Annotated in this window: 13 protein-coding genes; 9 read left to right on the forward strand and 4 right to left on the reverse strand. The window is 73.4% G+C overall.

Going from position 1 to position 15,048, the window contains the following annotated elements:
* Window positions 1-13 precede the first annotated feature (13 nt).
* The 8 genes from ACF1G2_RS20010 to ACF1G2_RS20045 all read left to right on the forward strand — a co-directional run bounded on the left by ACF1G2_RS20010 (window position 14) and on the right by ACF1G2_RS20045 (window position 9,981).
* On the forward strand, window positions 14-694 hold the full coding sequence (locus ACF1G2_RS20010; protein WP_391799553.1) for a TetR family transcriptional regulator: 681 nt from the start codon (window positions 14-16) through the stop codon (window positions 692-694).
* Window positions 695-770: 76 nt separating this feature from the next.
* On the forward strand, window positions 771-2,969 hold the full coding sequence (locus tag ACF1G2_RS20015) for a molybdopterin oxidoreductase family protein (RefSeq protein ID WP_391799554.1): 2,199 nt from the start codon (window positions 771-773) through the stop codon (window positions 2,967-2,969).
* Window positions 2,970-3,149: 180 nt separating this feature from the next.
* Entirely contained in the window at window positions 3,150-4,622 is a 1,473-nt protein-coding gene (locus ACF1G2_RS20020) for a CitMHS family transporter (RefSeq protein WP_391799842.1), read from the forward strand.
* Window positions 4,623-4,757: 135 nt separating this feature from the next.
* Window positions 4,758-5,693, forward strand: coding sequence for a hypothetical protein (locus ACF1G2_RS20025; protein WP_391799555.1), 936 nt, complete (start codon window positions 4,758-4,760; stop codon window positions 5,691-5,693).
* On the forward strand, window positions 5,680-6,453 hold the full coding sequence (locus tag ACF1G2_RS20030; protein ID WP_391799556.1) for a class F sortase: 774 nt from the start codon (window positions 5,680-5,682) through the stop codon (window positions 6,451-6,453). The genes ACF1G2_RS20025 and ACF1G2_RS20030 overlap by 14 nt, the downstream gene beginning before the upstream one ends.
* Window positions 6,454-6,656: 203 nt before the next feature.
* Window positions 6,657-7,193, forward strand: a complete 537-nt coding sequence (locus tag ACF1G2_RS20035; RefSeq protein ID WP_391799557.1) for a DUF3574 domain-containing protein — start codon at window positions 6,657-6,659, stop codon at window positions 7,191-7,193.
* 141 nt (window positions 7,194-7,334) lie between these two features.
* Entirely contained in the window at window positions 7,335-8,726 is a 1,392-nt protein-coding gene (locus ACF1G2_RS20040; RefSeq protein ID WP_391799558.1) for an aldehyde dehydrogenase family protein, read from the forward strand.
* Between the two features lie 121 nt (window positions 8,727-8,847).
* Window positions 8,848-9,981 carry a zinc-binding dehydrogenase gene (locus tag ACF1G2_RS20045; protein WP_391799559.1) on the forward strand — a complete coding sequence of 378 codons (1,134 nt, stop codon included), beginning with the start codon at window positions 8,848-8,850 and terminating at the stop codon, window positions 9,979-9,981.
* Here ACF1G2_RS20045 and ACF1G2_RS20050 read toward each other — a convergent pair.
* The 4 genes from ACF1G2_RS20050 to ACF1G2_RS20065 are packed head-to-tail and all read right to left on the reverse strand — an operon-like array spanning window position 9,978 to window position 13,761.
* The gene (locus ACF1G2_RS20050; protein ID WP_391799560.1) at window positions 9,978-10,997 is read right to left on the reverse strand and encodes a DMT family transporter; all 1,020 of its coding nucleotides are present in this window, start codon (window positions 10,995-10,997) and stop codon (window positions 9,978-9,980) included. The two genes, ACF1G2_RS20045 and ACF1G2_RS20050, sit on opposite strands and share 4 nt — an antisense overlap.
* A gap of 32 nt (window positions 10,998-11,029) precedes the next feature.
* Window positions 11,030-11,725 (reverse strand): ArsR/SmtB family transcription factor, encoded by a 696-nt coding sequence (locus tag ACF1G2_RS20055; RefSeq protein ID WP_391799561.1) that lies wholly within the window; start codon window positions 11,723-11,725, stop codon window positions 11,030-11,032.
* 18 nt (window positions 11,726-11,743) lie between these two features.
* Entirely contained in the window at window positions 11,744-13,117 is a 1,374-nt protein-coding gene (locus ACF1G2_RS20060) for a HEAT repeat domain-containing protein (RefSeq protein WP_391799562.1), read from the reverse strand.
* Window positions 13,084-13,761: a TetR/AcrR family transcriptional regulator gene (locus ACF1G2_RS20065; RefSeq protein WP_391799563.1), complete on the reverse strand. Its 678-nt coding sequence runs from the start codon at window positions 13,759-13,761 to the stop codon at window positions 13,084-13,086. The genes ACF1G2_RS20060 and ACF1G2_RS20065 overlap by 34 nt, the downstream gene beginning before the upstream one ends.
* Window positions 13,762-13,833: 72 nt before the next feature.
* On the opposite strand from ACF1G2_RS20065, the gene ACF1G2_RS20070 reads away from it, so the two are divergent.
* Entirely contained in the window at window positions 13,834-14,985 is a 1,152-nt protein-coding gene (locus tag ACF1G2_RS20070; protein WP_391799564.1) for an acyl-CoA dehydrogenase family protein, read from the forward strand.
* Window positions 14,986-15,048: the final 63 nt, after the last annotated feature.

The raw sequence follows: 15,048 nt of genomic DNA on the forward strand, positions 1-15,048 counted from the left end.
GCGGAGCGGCATCATGGACCCCGTGCCCCAGCCTTCCCTCCGCCGCACCCCCGTCCAGCAGCGCAGCGCCGAGCGCCTCGCCCGGATCCTCGACGCCTGTGCCGAACTCCTCGACGAGACCGGCTACGAGCAGCTGAGTACGCGTGCCGTCGCCGCCCGCGCGGGCGTCCCGATCGGATCCGTCTACCGCTTCTTCGGCAACAAGCGCGCGATGGCCGACGCTCTGGCCCACCGCAACCTCGACCGCTACGCCGAGCGGATCGGCGCGCGCCTCGCCGGGGCGGGCAAGGCCGACGCGTACAGCGCGATCGACAGCGTCCTGGACGAGTACATCGCGATGAAGCGCACCGTTCCCGGCTTCGCGCTCGTCGACTTCGGAGTCCCCGCCCCGACCACCACCGCCACTGCCGCCGCCTCAGCCACGGACACGGGCGGTGGGCTCCCGGGCGGAGAGGGTGACGCGGGCCAGACCGAGGACGCCAACCACCTCGTCGCCGACCGTCTCTGCGGCCTCCTCGCCACCCACCTCGACCGCACCGCCGACGACGCCCTGCGCCGCAAGGTCCTGGTCGGCGTCGAGGCCGCCGACGCGCTGCTCCAGCTCGCCTTCCGTACCGCCCCGTCCGGCGACCCCGCGCTCATCGCCGAAACCCGCGAGCTCCTCTACGCCTACCTCGCACCCTCGCTGAGCTGACCCCTCCCCACCGTGCGTACCGGTCGGTATGCTCGCGGGTGCCCGCGCGTCACCGCCGTCGCCCCAGGGAGCCGTCATGTCCACCGCCCTGCGTATCTGCCCGCTCTGCGAAGCCACCTGTGGGCTGACCCTCACCCTCGACGGCACCCGGATCACCGGCGCCCGCGGAGACCGCGACGACGTCTTCAGCCAGGGGTTCATCTGCCCCAAGGGCGCCTCCTTCGGCGAGGTCGACGCCGACCCCGACCGGCTCACCGGGCCCCTCGTCCGCAAGGACGGCACCCTCCAGGAGGCCACCTGGGAGGAGGCGTTCGACACGATCGCCGCCCGGATCCGACCGCTGATCGAGACGTACGGACCGAACGCGGTGGGCCTCGTGCTCGGCAACCCGAACGTCCACACCATGGCCGGCGGCCTCTACCCGCCCCTGCTGATCGGCGCCCTGCGGACCCGGAACCTCTTCACCGCCTCCACCCTCGACCAGATGCCCAAGCACGTCTCCAGCGGGCTGCTCTTCGGCGACCCCTTCGCCATCCCCGTCCCGGACCTGGACCGCACCGACCATCTCCTGATGCTCGGCGCCAACCCCCTGGACTCCAACGGCAGCCTCTGCACCGCCCCCGACTTCCCCGGCAGGCTCAAGGCGCTGCGCAGGCGCGGCGGCACCCTCACCGTCGTCGACCCGCGCCGCACCCGTACCGCCCGGCTCGCCGACCGTCATGTCGCCATCCACCCCGGCACCGACGCCCTCTTCCTCGCCGCGCTGGTCCACACCCTCTTCGCGGAGGGCCTCGCCGACCCCGGCGTCCCGCTCGCCGACCTGGTCGAGGGCGTGGAGGACGTACGAGAGGCGGTAAGGGAGTTCACGCCGGAGGCCGTCGCCGCCGCCTGCGACCTGGAGGCCGCCACCATCCGTACCGTCGCCCGGGAACTCGCGGCCGCGCCCACCGCCGCCGTCTACGGCCGGATGGGCAGCTCCACGGTCACCCACGGCACGCTCGGCAACTGGCTCGTCGACGTCCTGAACGTCCTCACAGGCAACCTCGACCGCCCCGGCGGTGCGCTCTTCCCGCTCGCCGCGACCGCTCCCGCGCCCCGGCCGGCGGGCCCCGGCAAGGGCTTCGCGCTCGGCCGCTGGAGCAGCAGGGTCTCCGGCCACCCCGAGGCCAAGGGCGAACTCCCCATGGCCGCGCTCGCCGAGGAGATCGAGACGGCGGGGGAGGAACGTATCCGCGCGGTGATCACCATCGCCGCCAACCCCGTCCTCTCGGCGCCCGACGGGCTGCGCCTCGACCGGGCGCTCGGCTCCCTCGACCTGATGGTGGCCGTCGATCCGTACCTCAACGAGACCACCCGCCACGCCGATGTCGTCCTGCCTCCGCCGCCGCCCTCGCGGAGCGCCCACTTCGACTTCTCCTTCAACGGTCTCGCCGTCCGCAACCAGGTCCGTTTCACCCCGGCCGTGGTTCCGCTGGAGGACGGGCGGATGGACGAGTGCGAGATCCACGCACGGCTGATCCTCGCCGTGAGCGGGATGCACGGCGCCCCGCCGTCGGCCGTCGACGACCTCGCCGTCGACACGACCCTGGCCAAGGCGGTCACCCAGGAGCACTCACCCGTCCACGGCGCCGACCCCAAGACCGTCGCCGCCGGGCTGAGGGGCGCCACCGGGGCCGAGCGGCGCCTCGACCTGATGCTCCGCCTCGGACCGTACGACCTCACTCTCGACGACCTCCTCCGGGCACCGCACGGCATCGACCTCGGTCCCCTCGAACCCCGCCTTCCCGGTCTCCTCAAGACCCGCAGCGGACGCGTCGAGCTGCTCCCGGAGCCGATCGCCGCCGACCTGCCCCGGCTGCGCGCCGCCCTCGCCGCGCCGCCCGGAGGTCTCGTCCTCGTCGGCCGCCGCCATCTGCGGTCCAACAACAGCTGGCTGCACAACGCGCCCTCTCTCAACAGCGGTTCGAACCGCTGCACCCTCCACGTCCACCCCGCCGACGCCGACCGCCTCGGCCTCGCCGACGGCAAACCCGCCCGGATCGCGGCCGAGGGCGGCGCCCTGGAGGTCGAGGTGGAGATCACCGACGCCGTACGGAGGGGAGTGGTGAGCCTGCCGCACGGCTGGGGACACGACCGGCCCGGCACTCGCCTCGCGGTCGCCGGGGCCCGGCCCGGGGTCAACGTGAACCAGCTCCTCGACGGCTCGCGCCTCGACCCGCTCTCGGGCACGGCGGTGCTCAACGGATTCCCCGTGGAGCTGGCGCCCCTGCCGTGACCCTCCTGTCGCCCCCGCTGTGACCCTCCTGCCACCCCTGCCGTGACCTGGGGTTTTGCTCGTATTGCTCACGCGTCAACGTCTTGTTAACGCCGGAAGGGGGCACCTAACGTCATCCGAACGCCGCACCGGTGGGAGCCGCCCCGGTGGGAGTTCGAAGGTGAACGTGAGGTGTCCTCCATGCTGACCGTCCTCGGCTTCGCCATGATCGCGACCTTCCTGGTCCTGATCATGATGAAGAAGATGTCGCCGATCGCGGCGCTCGTGCTGATCCCCGCCCTGTTCTGCGTCGCCGTCGGACAGGGCGCGCAACTCGGCGACTACGTCATCGGGGGAGTGGAGAAGCTCGCCCCCACCGCCGCGATGCTGATGTTCGCCATCGTCTACTTCGGCGTGATGATCGACGTCGGTCTGTTCGACCCGATCGTGCGGGGCATCCTGCGCTTCTGCAAGGCCGACCCCGTGCGGGTGGTGGTCGGTACCGCGGTGCTGGCGGCGATCGTCTCGCTCGACGGCGACGGCTCGACCACCTTCATGATCACCGTCTCGGCGATGTACCCGCTCTACAAGCGGCTCGGGATGAGCCTGGTCGTGATGACGGGCGTCGCCGCGACCGCCAACGGCGTCATGAACACCCTGCCCTGGGGCGGCCCCACGGCCCGAGCGGCGACCGCGCTCAAGGTGGACGCGGCGGACATCTTCGTCCCGATGATCCCCGCGCTCGCCATGGGCCTGCTCTTCGTCTTCGCCCTCGCGTACGTCCTCGGCCGCCGTGAGCGCAGGCGGATCGGCTACCTCACCCTCGACGAGGTCCTGGAGCCGCAGACCGGGACCGTCCTGGTCGCCGCCGGCGCAGGTGCGAAGGGTTCGGCCGGCGGCCCGGACGCCACCGGCTCCCCGGCGGGCTCCGACGCCACCGGAGCCGGTGTCCCCGGCTCGGGCGACGTGGGTACCGTGACGGGGGCCGGTGCCGGTGCCGGTGCCGGTGCCGGGGCGGGAGCCGCTGAGGGCTTCCAGGGGCTCGACCCGAACCGCCCGACCCTGCGGCCGAGGCTGTACTGGTTCAACGCGGGCCTCACCGTCGCGCTGCTCACCGCGATGATCCTCGAACTGCTGCCGATCCCGGTCCTCTTCCTCCTGGGCGCGGCGCTCGCGCTCACGGTCAACTATCCGAAGATGGCCGACCAGAAGGCCAGGCTCGCCGCGCACGCCGACAACGTCCTCAACGTCGCCGGCATGGTCTTCGCCGCCGCCGTCTTCACCGGTGTCCTCACCGGCACGGGCATGGTCAAGCACATGGCCGACTGGCTCGTGGGTGCGATCCCCGACGGCATGGGACCGCACATGGCGCTGGTCACCGGTCTGCTCAGCCTGCCCCTCACGTACTTCATGTCCAACGACGGTTTCTACTTCGGCGTCCTGCCGGTCCTCGCGGAGGCGGGCGCGGCCCACGGCGTCTCGCCGCTGGAGATCGCCCGTGCCTCCATCGCCGGCCAGGCGCTGCACATGTCGAGCCCGCTCGTCCCGGCCGTGTACGTCCTGGTCGGCATGGCGAAGGTCGAGTTCGGCGACCACACCCGCTTCACCGTGAAGTGGGCGGCGCTCACCTCGCTGGTGGTCCTCGCGGCGGGGATCCTCTTCGGAATCATCTAGCGCCGGCCCGTCGGCCGGGGGAGTGAATACGGAGGGTGTCACGGCGTCGGTGGCACCCTCCGTACGGGCGCGATGACAGATAGTCACATGATCGGCCAATTGTCCGACGTCTTCATGTGACTGGAGGAACCCCGTATGACCGCTCCCGCAGTCCGTCCCCTGCTGTCCATCGCCGCCGCGTCGCTCGCCCTTGGCAGTCTCGGCCTGGCCGGTGCACCTACCGCCTTCGCCGCGCCCGGCGACAACGGCGACATCAAGATCCACCACGCCGGAGGCCGGGATGAGCCCCGCCGCACCGCCGTGAACAGCGAGACCACCGAGCCGCGGGTCTGCACGTTCTATCTCGCCGCCTTCGACTTCGAGGGGTTGGAGCAACTCAGCTGGACGATCTCCCCCCAGCGACCCGTGGACAGCGTGACCACGAACGGCACGATCACCATCGACTCCACGGGCCGCGGGATCACCCCGGACCTGACGCTCGTCGACGGCGCGTACAGAGTCGAGTGGACCTGGGAGAGCCAGACCGGCACCAGGAAGAGCAGGGACTTCCGCGTCGACTGCGACGAGATCACCAACACCTCGGCGAACGGCGGCAGCGGCAGCAACGGCAGCAGCGCCGACGGAGGCAGCTCCGACCGCGCCAACGCCACCAACGGCAATGCGAACGGCGGCAGCGGCAGCGGCAACTCGGGCAACAGCGGCTCCGGCAGCAGCGACTCGGGCAGCGACTCGGGCAACAACTCCGGCAGTAGCGGCTCGGGCAACAGCTGGAGCGGCAGCGGCAGCGGAGGCAATGACGGCAGCGGCGGAAGCGGAGGCAGCGGCGGGGGCGGAGGCGGTGGTGGCAGAGAGAACGGCAGCGAGGGCGGCTGGAGCGGTGGCGACGGCGGAAAGCCCCCGCAGGGCCCGGTCGGCGCGGGTGGCGGCGGCAGTGCCACCACGACCACGACCGAGTCCTCCGACGACGGCTCCATGTTCGGCGTCGCCGCCGCCCTCGCCGCCGGCCTCGCGGGTACGGCGGGTCTGATCCTCGTCCGCCGGGCGCGTCGCCGCACGCATGGCGCTTCGTAGGTTCCGCTCCACGCGCAGGCAGCGGCGCCTCCTCCGGCTCACCCGGACCGTGGTGGTGGCCCTGTCCCTGGTCGGCGGCGGCATCTGGTGGGCCCAGGGCGACGAACCGTCCGGCCCGCCGGCCGCCGCCGCGGCCCGGACGGCCTCGGAACAGGCTGCCGCGCACGGGGCGCCCGCACAGTCCGCCGCCCGGCCCGCGCCCGGGAGGCATCCCGACGAGAAGCCGAAGGCGCAGTCCCGTTCCAGGACCGCGCCCAAGCCCGCACGTCCGCGCGCGCCGTCGCCCGCGCCCTTGACCCGGTCACGCGCCACCAGCATCGCCGTCCCGTCGATCACGATCGAGGCGCCGGTGATCGACCTCGGGCTCGACCGCACGGGGAAGCTCGCCACGCCGCCGATCGAGAACCCGCGGATCGTCGGCTGGTACGCGGGCGGCCCCGCCCCCGGCGAGCGCGGCACGGCGATCGTCGTCGGACACCGAGACACCCGCACCGGGCCGGCCATCTTCCTCAACCTGGACTCGCTCGACCGCGGCAACACCGTCCGCGTCGCGCGGGCCGACGGCAAGGTCGCCGTGTTCACGGTCGACAAGGTCCGCACGTACACCAAGAAGGAGTTCCCCGACCGCGAGGTGTACGGCTCCACCGACCGCGCCGAACTGCGGCTGCTCACCTGCGGTGGTTCCTTCGACCCCAAGAAGGGCTACGAGTCGAACGTCGTCGTCTTCGCCCATCTCACGGACGTCGCCCGGGAGTCCTGAGGCGCGCGCCGCCCGTCGTCCCACGGGCCGCCCACGCCTCCTCGGTGCGCCCCGCTGCTTCCGGTCAATCCGTGAGGGAACGCGCGGCGGTGGCGGGACGGGTCCGGTCCGGACGCTAGAACTGGTCCGTCACCGGGGGTGCGGAGCCTCGCAGGTCAGGCTCGGCGTCCGCCCGTACCGCCCCGAACCGCAAGGACGAGCCCATGACGATCCGCCCGCTGCCCCGTCCTCTGTTCCGTACCCTGTCCCGCTCGTCGGCCACGCCGGCCCGTGCGCTCGCCACGCGTACGCGTACGCGTGGCGCCGTCGCCACCGCCGGGCTGCTGCTCGCGGTCGGCGCCCCCGCCGCGTACGCCACTCTCGGCGAGAGCGCGCCCGCGCCGGCCGCCCTCACGGCGCAGGCCCGGGGCAAGGCGTATGTGGAGACTCGCCTCTTCTTCGGGACCGAGCGCCCCGGCGGCGGCCCCGCCGTCACCGACGGGCAGTTCATGGCCTTCGTCGACCGGAAGGTGACGCCGGGGTTCCCGGCGGGCCTGACCGTCCAGAACGGGCGTGGACAGTGGCGCGACGCCGACGGCACCATCGAGCGGGAGCGTTCGTACGAGCTGATCCTGCTCTACCCGGCGTCGGAGGCGAGGCTCCTCGACCCGCGGATCGAGGCGGTCAGGGAGGCGTACCGGAAGGCCTACGGGCAGGAGTCCGTGGCCCGGCTCGACGAGCCGACCCGGGCCGACTTCTGAAACCGGCCACGGTGGCGACGGGAGCGGCCCGCTGGAGCGCGACGGCTCTGGCGCCAGAAAACTATCAGCGCTAGTTTGGGTGACCTCGGCAGGACCGCAGGCACGCAGGCACGCAGGCACGCAGGACAGAGGGAGTAGCGGATGAAGAGCCACGACGCGATGTACATCGGCGGGGAGTGGCGTCCCGCCGCCTCCACGGAGACGATCCCGGTGGTCGATCCGGCGGACGAGCAGATCATCGGCCATGTCCCGGCCGGGACCGCCGAGGACGTCGACGCGGCCGTACGCGCCGCGCGCAGCGCCTTCCCGGGCTGGGCCGCCACCCCGCCCGCGGAGCGCGCCAAGCTGATCGGTGCGCTCCGCGACGGTCTCGCCGCCCGCGCCGAGGAGATCGCCGCCACGGTCACGGCCGAACTCGGCGCGCCGCCGCAGTTCGCCGCCGCCGTCCACGCCGGTCTGCCCATCGCCGTCGCCGGTACGTACGCCGATCTCGCCGCCGAGTACTCGTTCGAGGAGAAGGTCGGCAACTCCACGGTCTACTCCGAGCCGGTCGGCGTGGTCGGCGCGATCACCCCGTGGAACTACCCGCTCCACCAGATCGTCGCCAAGGTCGCTCCCGCGCTCGCCGCCGGCTGCACGGTCGTCCTCAAGCCGGCCGAGGACACCCCGCTGACCGCCCAGCTCTTCGCCGAGACCGTCCACGCGGCCGGCATCCCGGCCGGCGTCTTCAACCTCGTCACCGGCCTCGGCCCGGTCGCCGGCCAGGCGCTCGCCGAGCACGAGGACGTCGACCTCGTCTCCTTCACCGGCTCCACGGCCGTCGGCAGGCGGATCGGCGCCCTCGCGGGCGGAGCGGTCAAGCGGGTCGCGCTGGAACTCGGCGGCAAGTCCGCCAACGTCATCCTGCCGAGCGCCGACCTCGGCAAGGCCGTCGCCGTCGGCATCGCCAACGTCATGGCCAACTCCGGCCAGACGTGCAGCGCGTGGACCCGGATGCTCGTCCCCGCCGACCGGTACGAAGAGGCGGTGGCGCTGGCCGCCGAGGCCGTCGCCAAGTACGTCCCCGGCGAGCGCGTCGGCCCGCTCGTCAACGCGAAGCAGCAGCAGCGGGTGCGCGGCTACATCGAGAAGGGGATCGAGGAGGGCGCCCGGCTCGTCGCGGGCGGCCCGGAGGCCCCGCGCGAGACCGGCTACTACGTCTCCCCGACCGTCTTCGCCGACGTCACCCCGGACATGACCATCGCGCAGGAGGAGATCTTCGGACCGGTCGTCTCCCTCCTGCGCTACGAGGACGAGGACGAGGCACTCGCCATCGCCAACGGGACCGTGTACGGGCTCGCGGGCGCCGTCTGGGGCGAACCGGAGGCGGCCGTCGCCTTCGCGCGCCGGATGGAGACGGGTCAGGTCGACATCAACGGAGGCCGCTTCAACCCGCTGGCGCCGTTCGGCGGCTACAAGCAGTCAGGCGTGGGGCGCGAGCTCGGCGCGCACGGCCTCTCCGAGTACCTCCAGACCAAGTCCCTCCAGTTCTGAGCCCTTCCGAGCCGTTCCGGCCCTCCGGGGTTCCGGCCCTTCGGGGTTCCGGCCCTCCGGGGTTCCCGGCCCTTCGGGGCCGTTCCGAGCCTGTTCCGAGCCTTGAGGAGCAAGACGCGTCATGAGCGTGGTCCGCGCCGCCTTCCTGCCCGCCGTCGGCTCTCCGCTGGAGATAGCCGGCATCCGACTGCCCGAACCAGGTCCCGGCCAGGTACGGGTCCGCCTCGCCGCCGCGGGGGTCTGCCACTCCGACCTGTCCCTCACCAACGGCACCATGAAGGTGCCCGTCCCGGCCGTCCTCGGGCACGAGGGCGCCGGCACGGTCGTCTCCGTCGGCGAGGGCGTCACCCATGTCGCCCCCGGCGACGGTGTCGTCCTCAACTGGGCTCCGTCCTGCGGCGCCTGCCACGCCTGCTCGCTCGGCGAGGTCTGGCTCTGCGCCGACGCGCTGACCGGCGCGGGGAGCGTGTACGCCGAGACCGAGGACGGGACCGGTCTCCACCCCGGTCTCAACGTGGCCGCCTTCGCCGAGGAGACCGTGGTCGCGGCGAACTGCGTCCTGCCCGTCCCCGACGGCGTCCCGCTGACCGACGCGGCCCTCCTCGGCTGCGCCGTCCTCACCGGCTGGGGCGCGGTGCACCACTCGGCGCGGGTACGCCAGGGCGAGTCCGTCGTGGTGTACGGCGTCGGAGGCGTGGGCCTCGCCACCCTCCAGGCCGCCCGGATCGCGGGCGCCTCGCCGATCGTCGCGGTCGACGTCTCGCCCGAGAAGGAGGCCCTGGCGCGGGCCGCGGGAGCGACCGAGTACGTCGTCGCGTCCGCGACCACCGCCAGGGACATCCGGAAGCTGACGGGCGGCCACGGCGCCGACGTGGCCGTCGAGTGCGTGGGCCGTGCCACCACGATCCGGACCGCCTGGGACTCCACCCGGCGCGGCGGCCGCACCACGGTCGTCGGCATCGGCGGCAAGGACCAGCAGGTCACCTTCAACGCCCTGGAGCTCTTCCACTGGGGCCGGACCTTGTCCGGCTGCGTGTACGGGAACTCCGACCCGGCGGCGGACCTGCCCGTCCTCGCCGAACACATCCGGGCCGGGCGCCTCGACCTGAGTGCGCTGGTCACCGAACGGATCACCCTCGACGGCATCCCGGGCGCCTTCGAGAACATGATCGCGGGCAAGGGGGGCCGGGCGCTCGTCGTCTTCGGATCGGACGACTCGGACGACTCGGACGACCTCGCGCCGGACGTCCGCTAACCGGACGCCTTGCCGCGGGACGTCCTTCCGCCGGGCGTCCCCCCGCCGGGCGTCCTCTCACCGGGCGTCCTCTCACCGGGCGTCCTCACACCGTGCGTCGTCGTGGTCCCCACGCCGCCGGCCGGAGTCCCGGACGGGGGCTTCGGCCGGGAGCGCGAGACCGCGACGCCCGCGAGGCAGAGCGCGCCGCCCGCGAGCGTGAGCAGGCCCGGCAGCTCGCCGAGGAACACCCACGCCATGAGGACGACCAGCGCGGGCACGGCGTACGTGGTCGCACCCATCCGGCCGGCGGTCGTACGAGCGAGGGCGTAGGCCCAGGTCGTGAAGGCAAGGGCGGTCGGGAACACGCCGAGGTAGACCATGTTCAGGGTCGCCGAGACCGGGGCTCTCGCCACCTCGTCGACCAGCTGCCCGGCGAACGGCAGACACGCCACCGCGCCCACCAGGCACCCGAAGGTGGTGACCTGGAGGGCGCTCCCGTGCGCCAGGGCCGGCTTCTGCGCGACGACACCACCCGCGTACGCGACCGCCGCGAGGAGGCAGAGCCCGACGCCGAGCACCGAGGCGTGGCCCTCGCCCGACATCGACAGCCCCACGGCGACCGCGCCGGCGAAGGACACCGCCATGCCCGCGAGCAGCCGGGGCGGCAGCCTCTCGCCGAGGAACCGGGCGCCGAGCAGGGCGATGAGGAGGGGCCCGATGTTCACGACCATCGCGGCCGTGCCCGCGTCGACCTCCTGCTCGCCCCAGTTGAGGGCCACCATGTAGGCGCCGAACCAGAGGACCCCGGACACCGCGATCCCCCGCCAGGCCGCCCGGGGCGGCAGGCCTTCGCGCCGGACCAGCAGGACGGCCCCGAGGACGAGCGCACCGGACAGCAGCCGGCCGAGGGCCAGCGCTCCGGGGGAGTAGGCCTCCCCGGCGCTGCGGATCGAGACGAAGGCGGAGGCCCACAGGGCGACGGTGACACCGGCGGCGGCGAGCGCCAGACGCGAGGTGGCGGGGGAGTCGGTCATGGGGCGACCGTAGGGCCTGGACACTTCGGCGTTCACCGCAATATCGCGGGCTCGATGCCGAGCACCCGCTGGAGGGCCCGCTCGCCCTCGGAGGTCACCTTGACGGCGCGTTCCGACCCGATCCGTACGCACCAGCCGGAGTCGAGCGCGTGCCGGCAGAGCGCGGCGCCCGCGACCCCCGCCAGATGCGGCCTGCGCTCGGTCCGGTCGAGACAGCCGCGGGCGACCGGCCGCCGCCCCGCGGCCACGAGCGCGATGCCCTGCTCCCCGAACCACGCCACGCCCGCGTCGGTGAGCGCGAACCCGGTGTCCTGGCGCAGCAGTCCGCGCACCGTCATGGCCTCGGTGATCGCGATCCCGAGCCTCCCCGCGAGATGGTCGTAGCAGGTGCGCCCCCGCGCCATCGCGTGCCCGGCGCTCGCCGCCCGCAGCGAGTGCGGCGGCTTCTTCCGTGTGGGCTCGGAGCGGGCGGCGAGGTCCTCGACGAGATGCGCGATCCCGGCGTCGGCGAGCCGCACGTACCGGTGCCGCCCCTGCCGCTCCTCGGCGAGCACCCCGCCCGCGACCAGCTTCCCCAGGTGCTCGCTGGCGGTGGACGGTGCCACGCGCGCGTGCCGGGCGAGTTCGCCCGCGGTCCAGGCCCGCCCGTCGAGCAGGGCGAGGACGAACGCGGCTCGGGTCTCGTCGGCGAGGAGCGCCGCGAGGGCGGCGAGGTCTTCGGCTGCCATGCCCCCAGGGTCCCGCACTCACGTTTCGGCGGCCGCCGAACGGTCCTCCAGGCGCCACCGGTGGTGGAGCAGTTCCGTGGGCCGGTGATCGTGCTCGAACTCCGGGCCCGCCGCCGGCCCCGCCCGCCGGTACGCCTCCTCGGTCCGCGGGTCGTCGCGGCGGGCCAGGCCGAAGGCGCCCTCCAGGCGCAGCGACGGATCGTCGTCGTCGAGCAGCGCCCACAGGGCCGCGGCGGCCGTGGGCGACCGGTCCCTGCTGGTGGCGAGCGCTGCCGCGCCCTTCCGGCGCACGGCGGCGTCCCGGTCCGCGACGAGGGCGAGCAGGGCCCCGGTGACCTCGTCGGAGAGGTCGTGCCTGCCGGCCAGCATCTCGCCCGCCGTGGAGCGCACCAGGGCGTCGGGGTCGCCCGCGAGGCCGAGCAGTGCCGCCCGGGCCTTCGGCGTGAGGGGCGCGTTCTCGTCCGCCAGGGCGCACGCCGCCTCCACCCGGACGGGCGGGTGCGCGTGGCCGGCGAACCGCAGACCGAGCTCCTCGTGGGCCGGGTGCTCCAGGAGGTTGAAGGTGCGGAGGATCTGCGTGAGGACGCCGTCGTCCCGCTCCTCCGTGGCCCAGGCGGCGAGGAGTTCGGCGGTCTCCGTCTCGTAGGAGTCGGGGCCGTTCCAGCGGAAGGCGGAGAGGCTCCACAGGGCGTCGACCGTGAACAGGCGGCGGGCCGCGTCCGGGTGACGGCGGTGGGTCGCCAGCGCCGACCAGGTCTCGCGGCTGCGCCGCTCGCTCAGCACCCCGCGCGCCGCCGACCAGGCGACGTGCTCCGGGCCCGCGTCGCGGGGCGCCACCGCCCGCGCGATCAGCTCGTCCACGGGCGTCAGGACGCGGAACGCCCACTCCAGCGACGTCAGGATCGCGCCGTGCCCCTCCCGTACGGTCCGCCCGCCGAGCGTCACCTGCCGCACGAGCGAGTCCTCGGAGTCCTCGACCAGGACACTCCGCGCGGGGGCCGACGAGCCCGTCATCCGCCGGAGTTCGGCCTCCGCCCCGGCCTCGTGCCAACGGCGCACCCGGGCCAGGAGCCGCTCCCGCACCGGCTCCGGGAGTCGCAGCCGGGGCTCGGCCCCCAGGACCGCGTCGACGACGGCCGGAGAGCCGCCCATGACAGCGCGGAACAGCGGCGTCGTCCCGTCCGGCAGCTCCCGGTCCGGGTCGGCGCCGCCCTCCACGAGCGCGCGGGCGGTCCCGGCGTCGAAGGCCGCCACCGCCGCGCACAGCACCGGCAGTCCGTCCTCGGTCCGGGCGTCGGGGTCCGCACCCGCCTCCACGAGGGCGCGGACCGCGTCCGCGTCCCCGTTCCGTGTCGCCGCTACGAGCCGCTCGGCGTCTCCTGTCTGCCCCATGCTCCCCGTACCCCCGTCTCGTACTGCATCGCCAACCCGTCGAGCAGCGCCCTCAGGCCCGTCCCGAAGGCGCCCTCGTCGACCTTCTGGCGGTGTTCCGCGAGGAGGTGGGCCTGGCCGAGGTGAGGGTAGTCCGCGGGGTCGTAGGCCGTCTCGTCGTCGACGAAGCCACGGGCGAAGGAGCCGAGGGCCGAGCCCGTGACGAAGTACCGCATCAGCGCCCCGATGTACGTCGCCTGGGCAGGCGGCCAGCCCGCTCGGACCATCGCGCCGAAAACCGCGTCGGCGACCTTCAGGCCCGCCGGGCGACGGCCGGGGCCCTGGGCCAGGACCGGGACGACATGGGGGTGGTCGGCGAGGGCCGCCCGGTAGGAGACCGCCCAGTCGTGCAGCGCCGTACGCCAGTCGCGGCCGTCGTCCTCCGCGAACATCGACAGATCGACCTTGGCGCTGACGGCGTCGGCGACCGCGTCGAGGATCTCGTCCTTGGTGCGGAAGTGGTTGTAGAGGGACGGCCCGCTCACCCCGAGCTCGGCCGCGAGCCGTCGCGTCGAGACGGCCGCGAGGCCCTCCGCGTCCACGAGCGCGCTCGCCGCCTCGACGATGCGTTCTCTGCTCAGCAGGGGCTTGCGCGGTCGGGCCATGGCGCACATAGTAGGCCTGCGCAGCAGAAACTAGCAGTGCTAATTAAAGTCTTCCCGAAGGTCGGTGGCGCAGTGAACCTGGAGCTCAGCGAGGAGCAGGAAGCCGTACGGCGGCTCGCCGGGGAGTTCGTCGCGCGCGAGGTCGCCCCGCACGTCGTCGCCTGGGACCGGAGCGAGAGCGTCGACCGGTCGATCGTGAAGAAGCTCGGGGCCGTCGGTTTCCTCGGCCTGACCGTCCCGGAGGAGTACGGCGGATCGGGCGGCGACCATCTCTCGTACTGCCTGGTCACCGAGGAGCTCGGCCGCGGCGACTCCTCCGTGCGCGGCATCGTCTCCGTCTCGCTGGGTCTCGTCACCAAGACCATCGCCTCCTGGGGTACCGAGGAGCAGAAGCGCGCCTGGCTGCCCCGGCTCACCTCCGGCGACGCGCTCGGCTGCTTCGGGCTGACCGAGCCGGGCACCGGTTCGGACGCGGGCAGCCTCTCCACCAGGGCCGTACGCGACGGCGACACCTTCGTCGTCAACGGCTCGAAGATGTTCATCACCAACGGCACCTGGGCCGACGTCGTCCTGCTCTTCGCCCGTACCGGCGACGCCCCCGGCCACAAGGGTGTCTCCGCCTTCCTCGTCCCCACCGACACCCCCGGCCTCACCCGCCGCACCGTCCACGGCAAGCTCGGCCTGCGCGGCCAGGCCACCGCCGAGCTGGTCCTGGAGGACGTCCGCGTTCCCGCCTCCGCCATGCTGGGCCCCGAGGGCAAGGGCTTCTCCGTCGCCATGTCCGCCCTCGCCAAGGGGCGGATGTCGGTCGCGGCCGGCTGCGTGGGCATCGCGCAGGCGGCCCTCGACGCGGCCGTGCGCTACGCGGGGGAGCGGGAACAGTTCGGCAAGCCGATCGCCTCGTACCAGCTGGTGCAGGAGCTGATCAGCGACATCGCCGTCGACGTCGACGCCGCCCGCCTGCTCACCTGGCGCGTCGCCGACCTCGTGGACCGGGGCCTGGACTTCGCCACGGCCGCCTCCCAGGCCAAGCTGTTCGCCTCCGAAGCGGCCGTCCGCGCCGCGAACAACGCCCTGCAGGTCTTCGGCGGATACGGCTACATCGACGAGTACCCGGTCGGGAAGCTGCTCCGCGACGCGCGCGTGATGACGTTGTACGAGGGCACGAGCCAGATCCAGAAGCTGATCATCGGGCGGGCGCTCACGGGCGTGTCCGCGTTCTGAGTATCCCGCCGGACGCGGCTGAGTATCCGGACGGATGTGGCGGACACCACATCCGCCCGATCC

It is taken from the genome of Streptomyces sp. NPDC013457 (assembly GCF_043089925.1).
Lineage (GTDB): Bacteria > Actinomycetota > Actinomycetes > Streptomycetales > Streptomycetaceae > Streptomyces.

Excerpts from the sequence above, each read along its gene's own strand:
- ACF1G2_RS20025 (WP_391799555.1), top strand. The coding sequence starts at position 4,758 with ATGACCGCTCCCGCAGTCCGTCCCCTGCTGTCCATCGCCGCCGCGTCG.
- ACF1G2_RS20060 (WP_391799562.1), bottom strand. The coding sequence starts at position 13,117 with ATGGGGCAGACAGGAGACGCCGAGCGGCTCGTAGCGGCGACACGGAAC.
- ACF1G2_RS20010 (WP_391799553.1), top strand. The coding sequence starts at position 14 with ATGGACCCCGTGCCCCAGCCTTCCCTCCGCCGCACCCCCGTCCAGCAG.
- ACF1G2_RS20055 (WP_391799561.1), bottom strand. The coding sequence starts at position 11,725 with ATGGCAGCCGAAGACCTCGCCGCCCTCGCGGCGCTCCTCGCCGACGAG.
- ACF1G2_RS20035 (WP_391799557.1), top strand. The coding sequence starts at position 6,657 with ATGACGATCCGCCCGCTGCCCCGTCCTCTGTTCCGTACCCTGTCCCGC.
- ACF1G2_RS20020 (WP_391799842.1), top strand. The coding sequence starts at position 3,150 with ATGCTGACCGTCCTCGGCTTCGCCATGATCGCGACCTTCCTGGTCCTG.
- ACF1G2_RS20045 (WP_391799559.1), top strand. The coding sequence starts at position 8,848 with ATGAGCGTGGTCCGCGCCGCCTTCCTGCCCGCCGTCGGCTCTCCGCTG.
- ACF1G2_RS20065 (WP_391799563.1), bottom strand. The coding sequence starts at position 13,761 with ATGGCCCGACCGCGCAAGCCCCTGCTGAGCAGAGAACGCATCGTCGAG.
- ACF1G2_RS20040 (WP_391799558.1), top strand. The coding sequence starts at position 7,335 with ATGAAGAGCCACGACGCGATGTACATCGGCGGGGAGTGGCGTCCCGCC.
- ACF1G2_RS20050 (WP_391799560.1), bottom strand. The coding sequence starts at position 10,997 with ATGACCGACTCCCCCGCCACCTCGCGTCTGGCGCTCGCCGCCGCCGGT.
- ACF1G2_RS20030 (WP_391799556.1), top strand. The coding sequence starts at position 5,680 with ATGGCGCTTCGTAGGTTCCGCTCCACGCGCAGGCAGCGGCGCCTCCTC.
- ACF1G2_RS20015 (WP_391799554.1), top strand. The coding sequence starts at position 771 with ATGTCCACCGCCCTGCGTATCTGCCCGCTCTGCGAAGCCACCTGTGGG.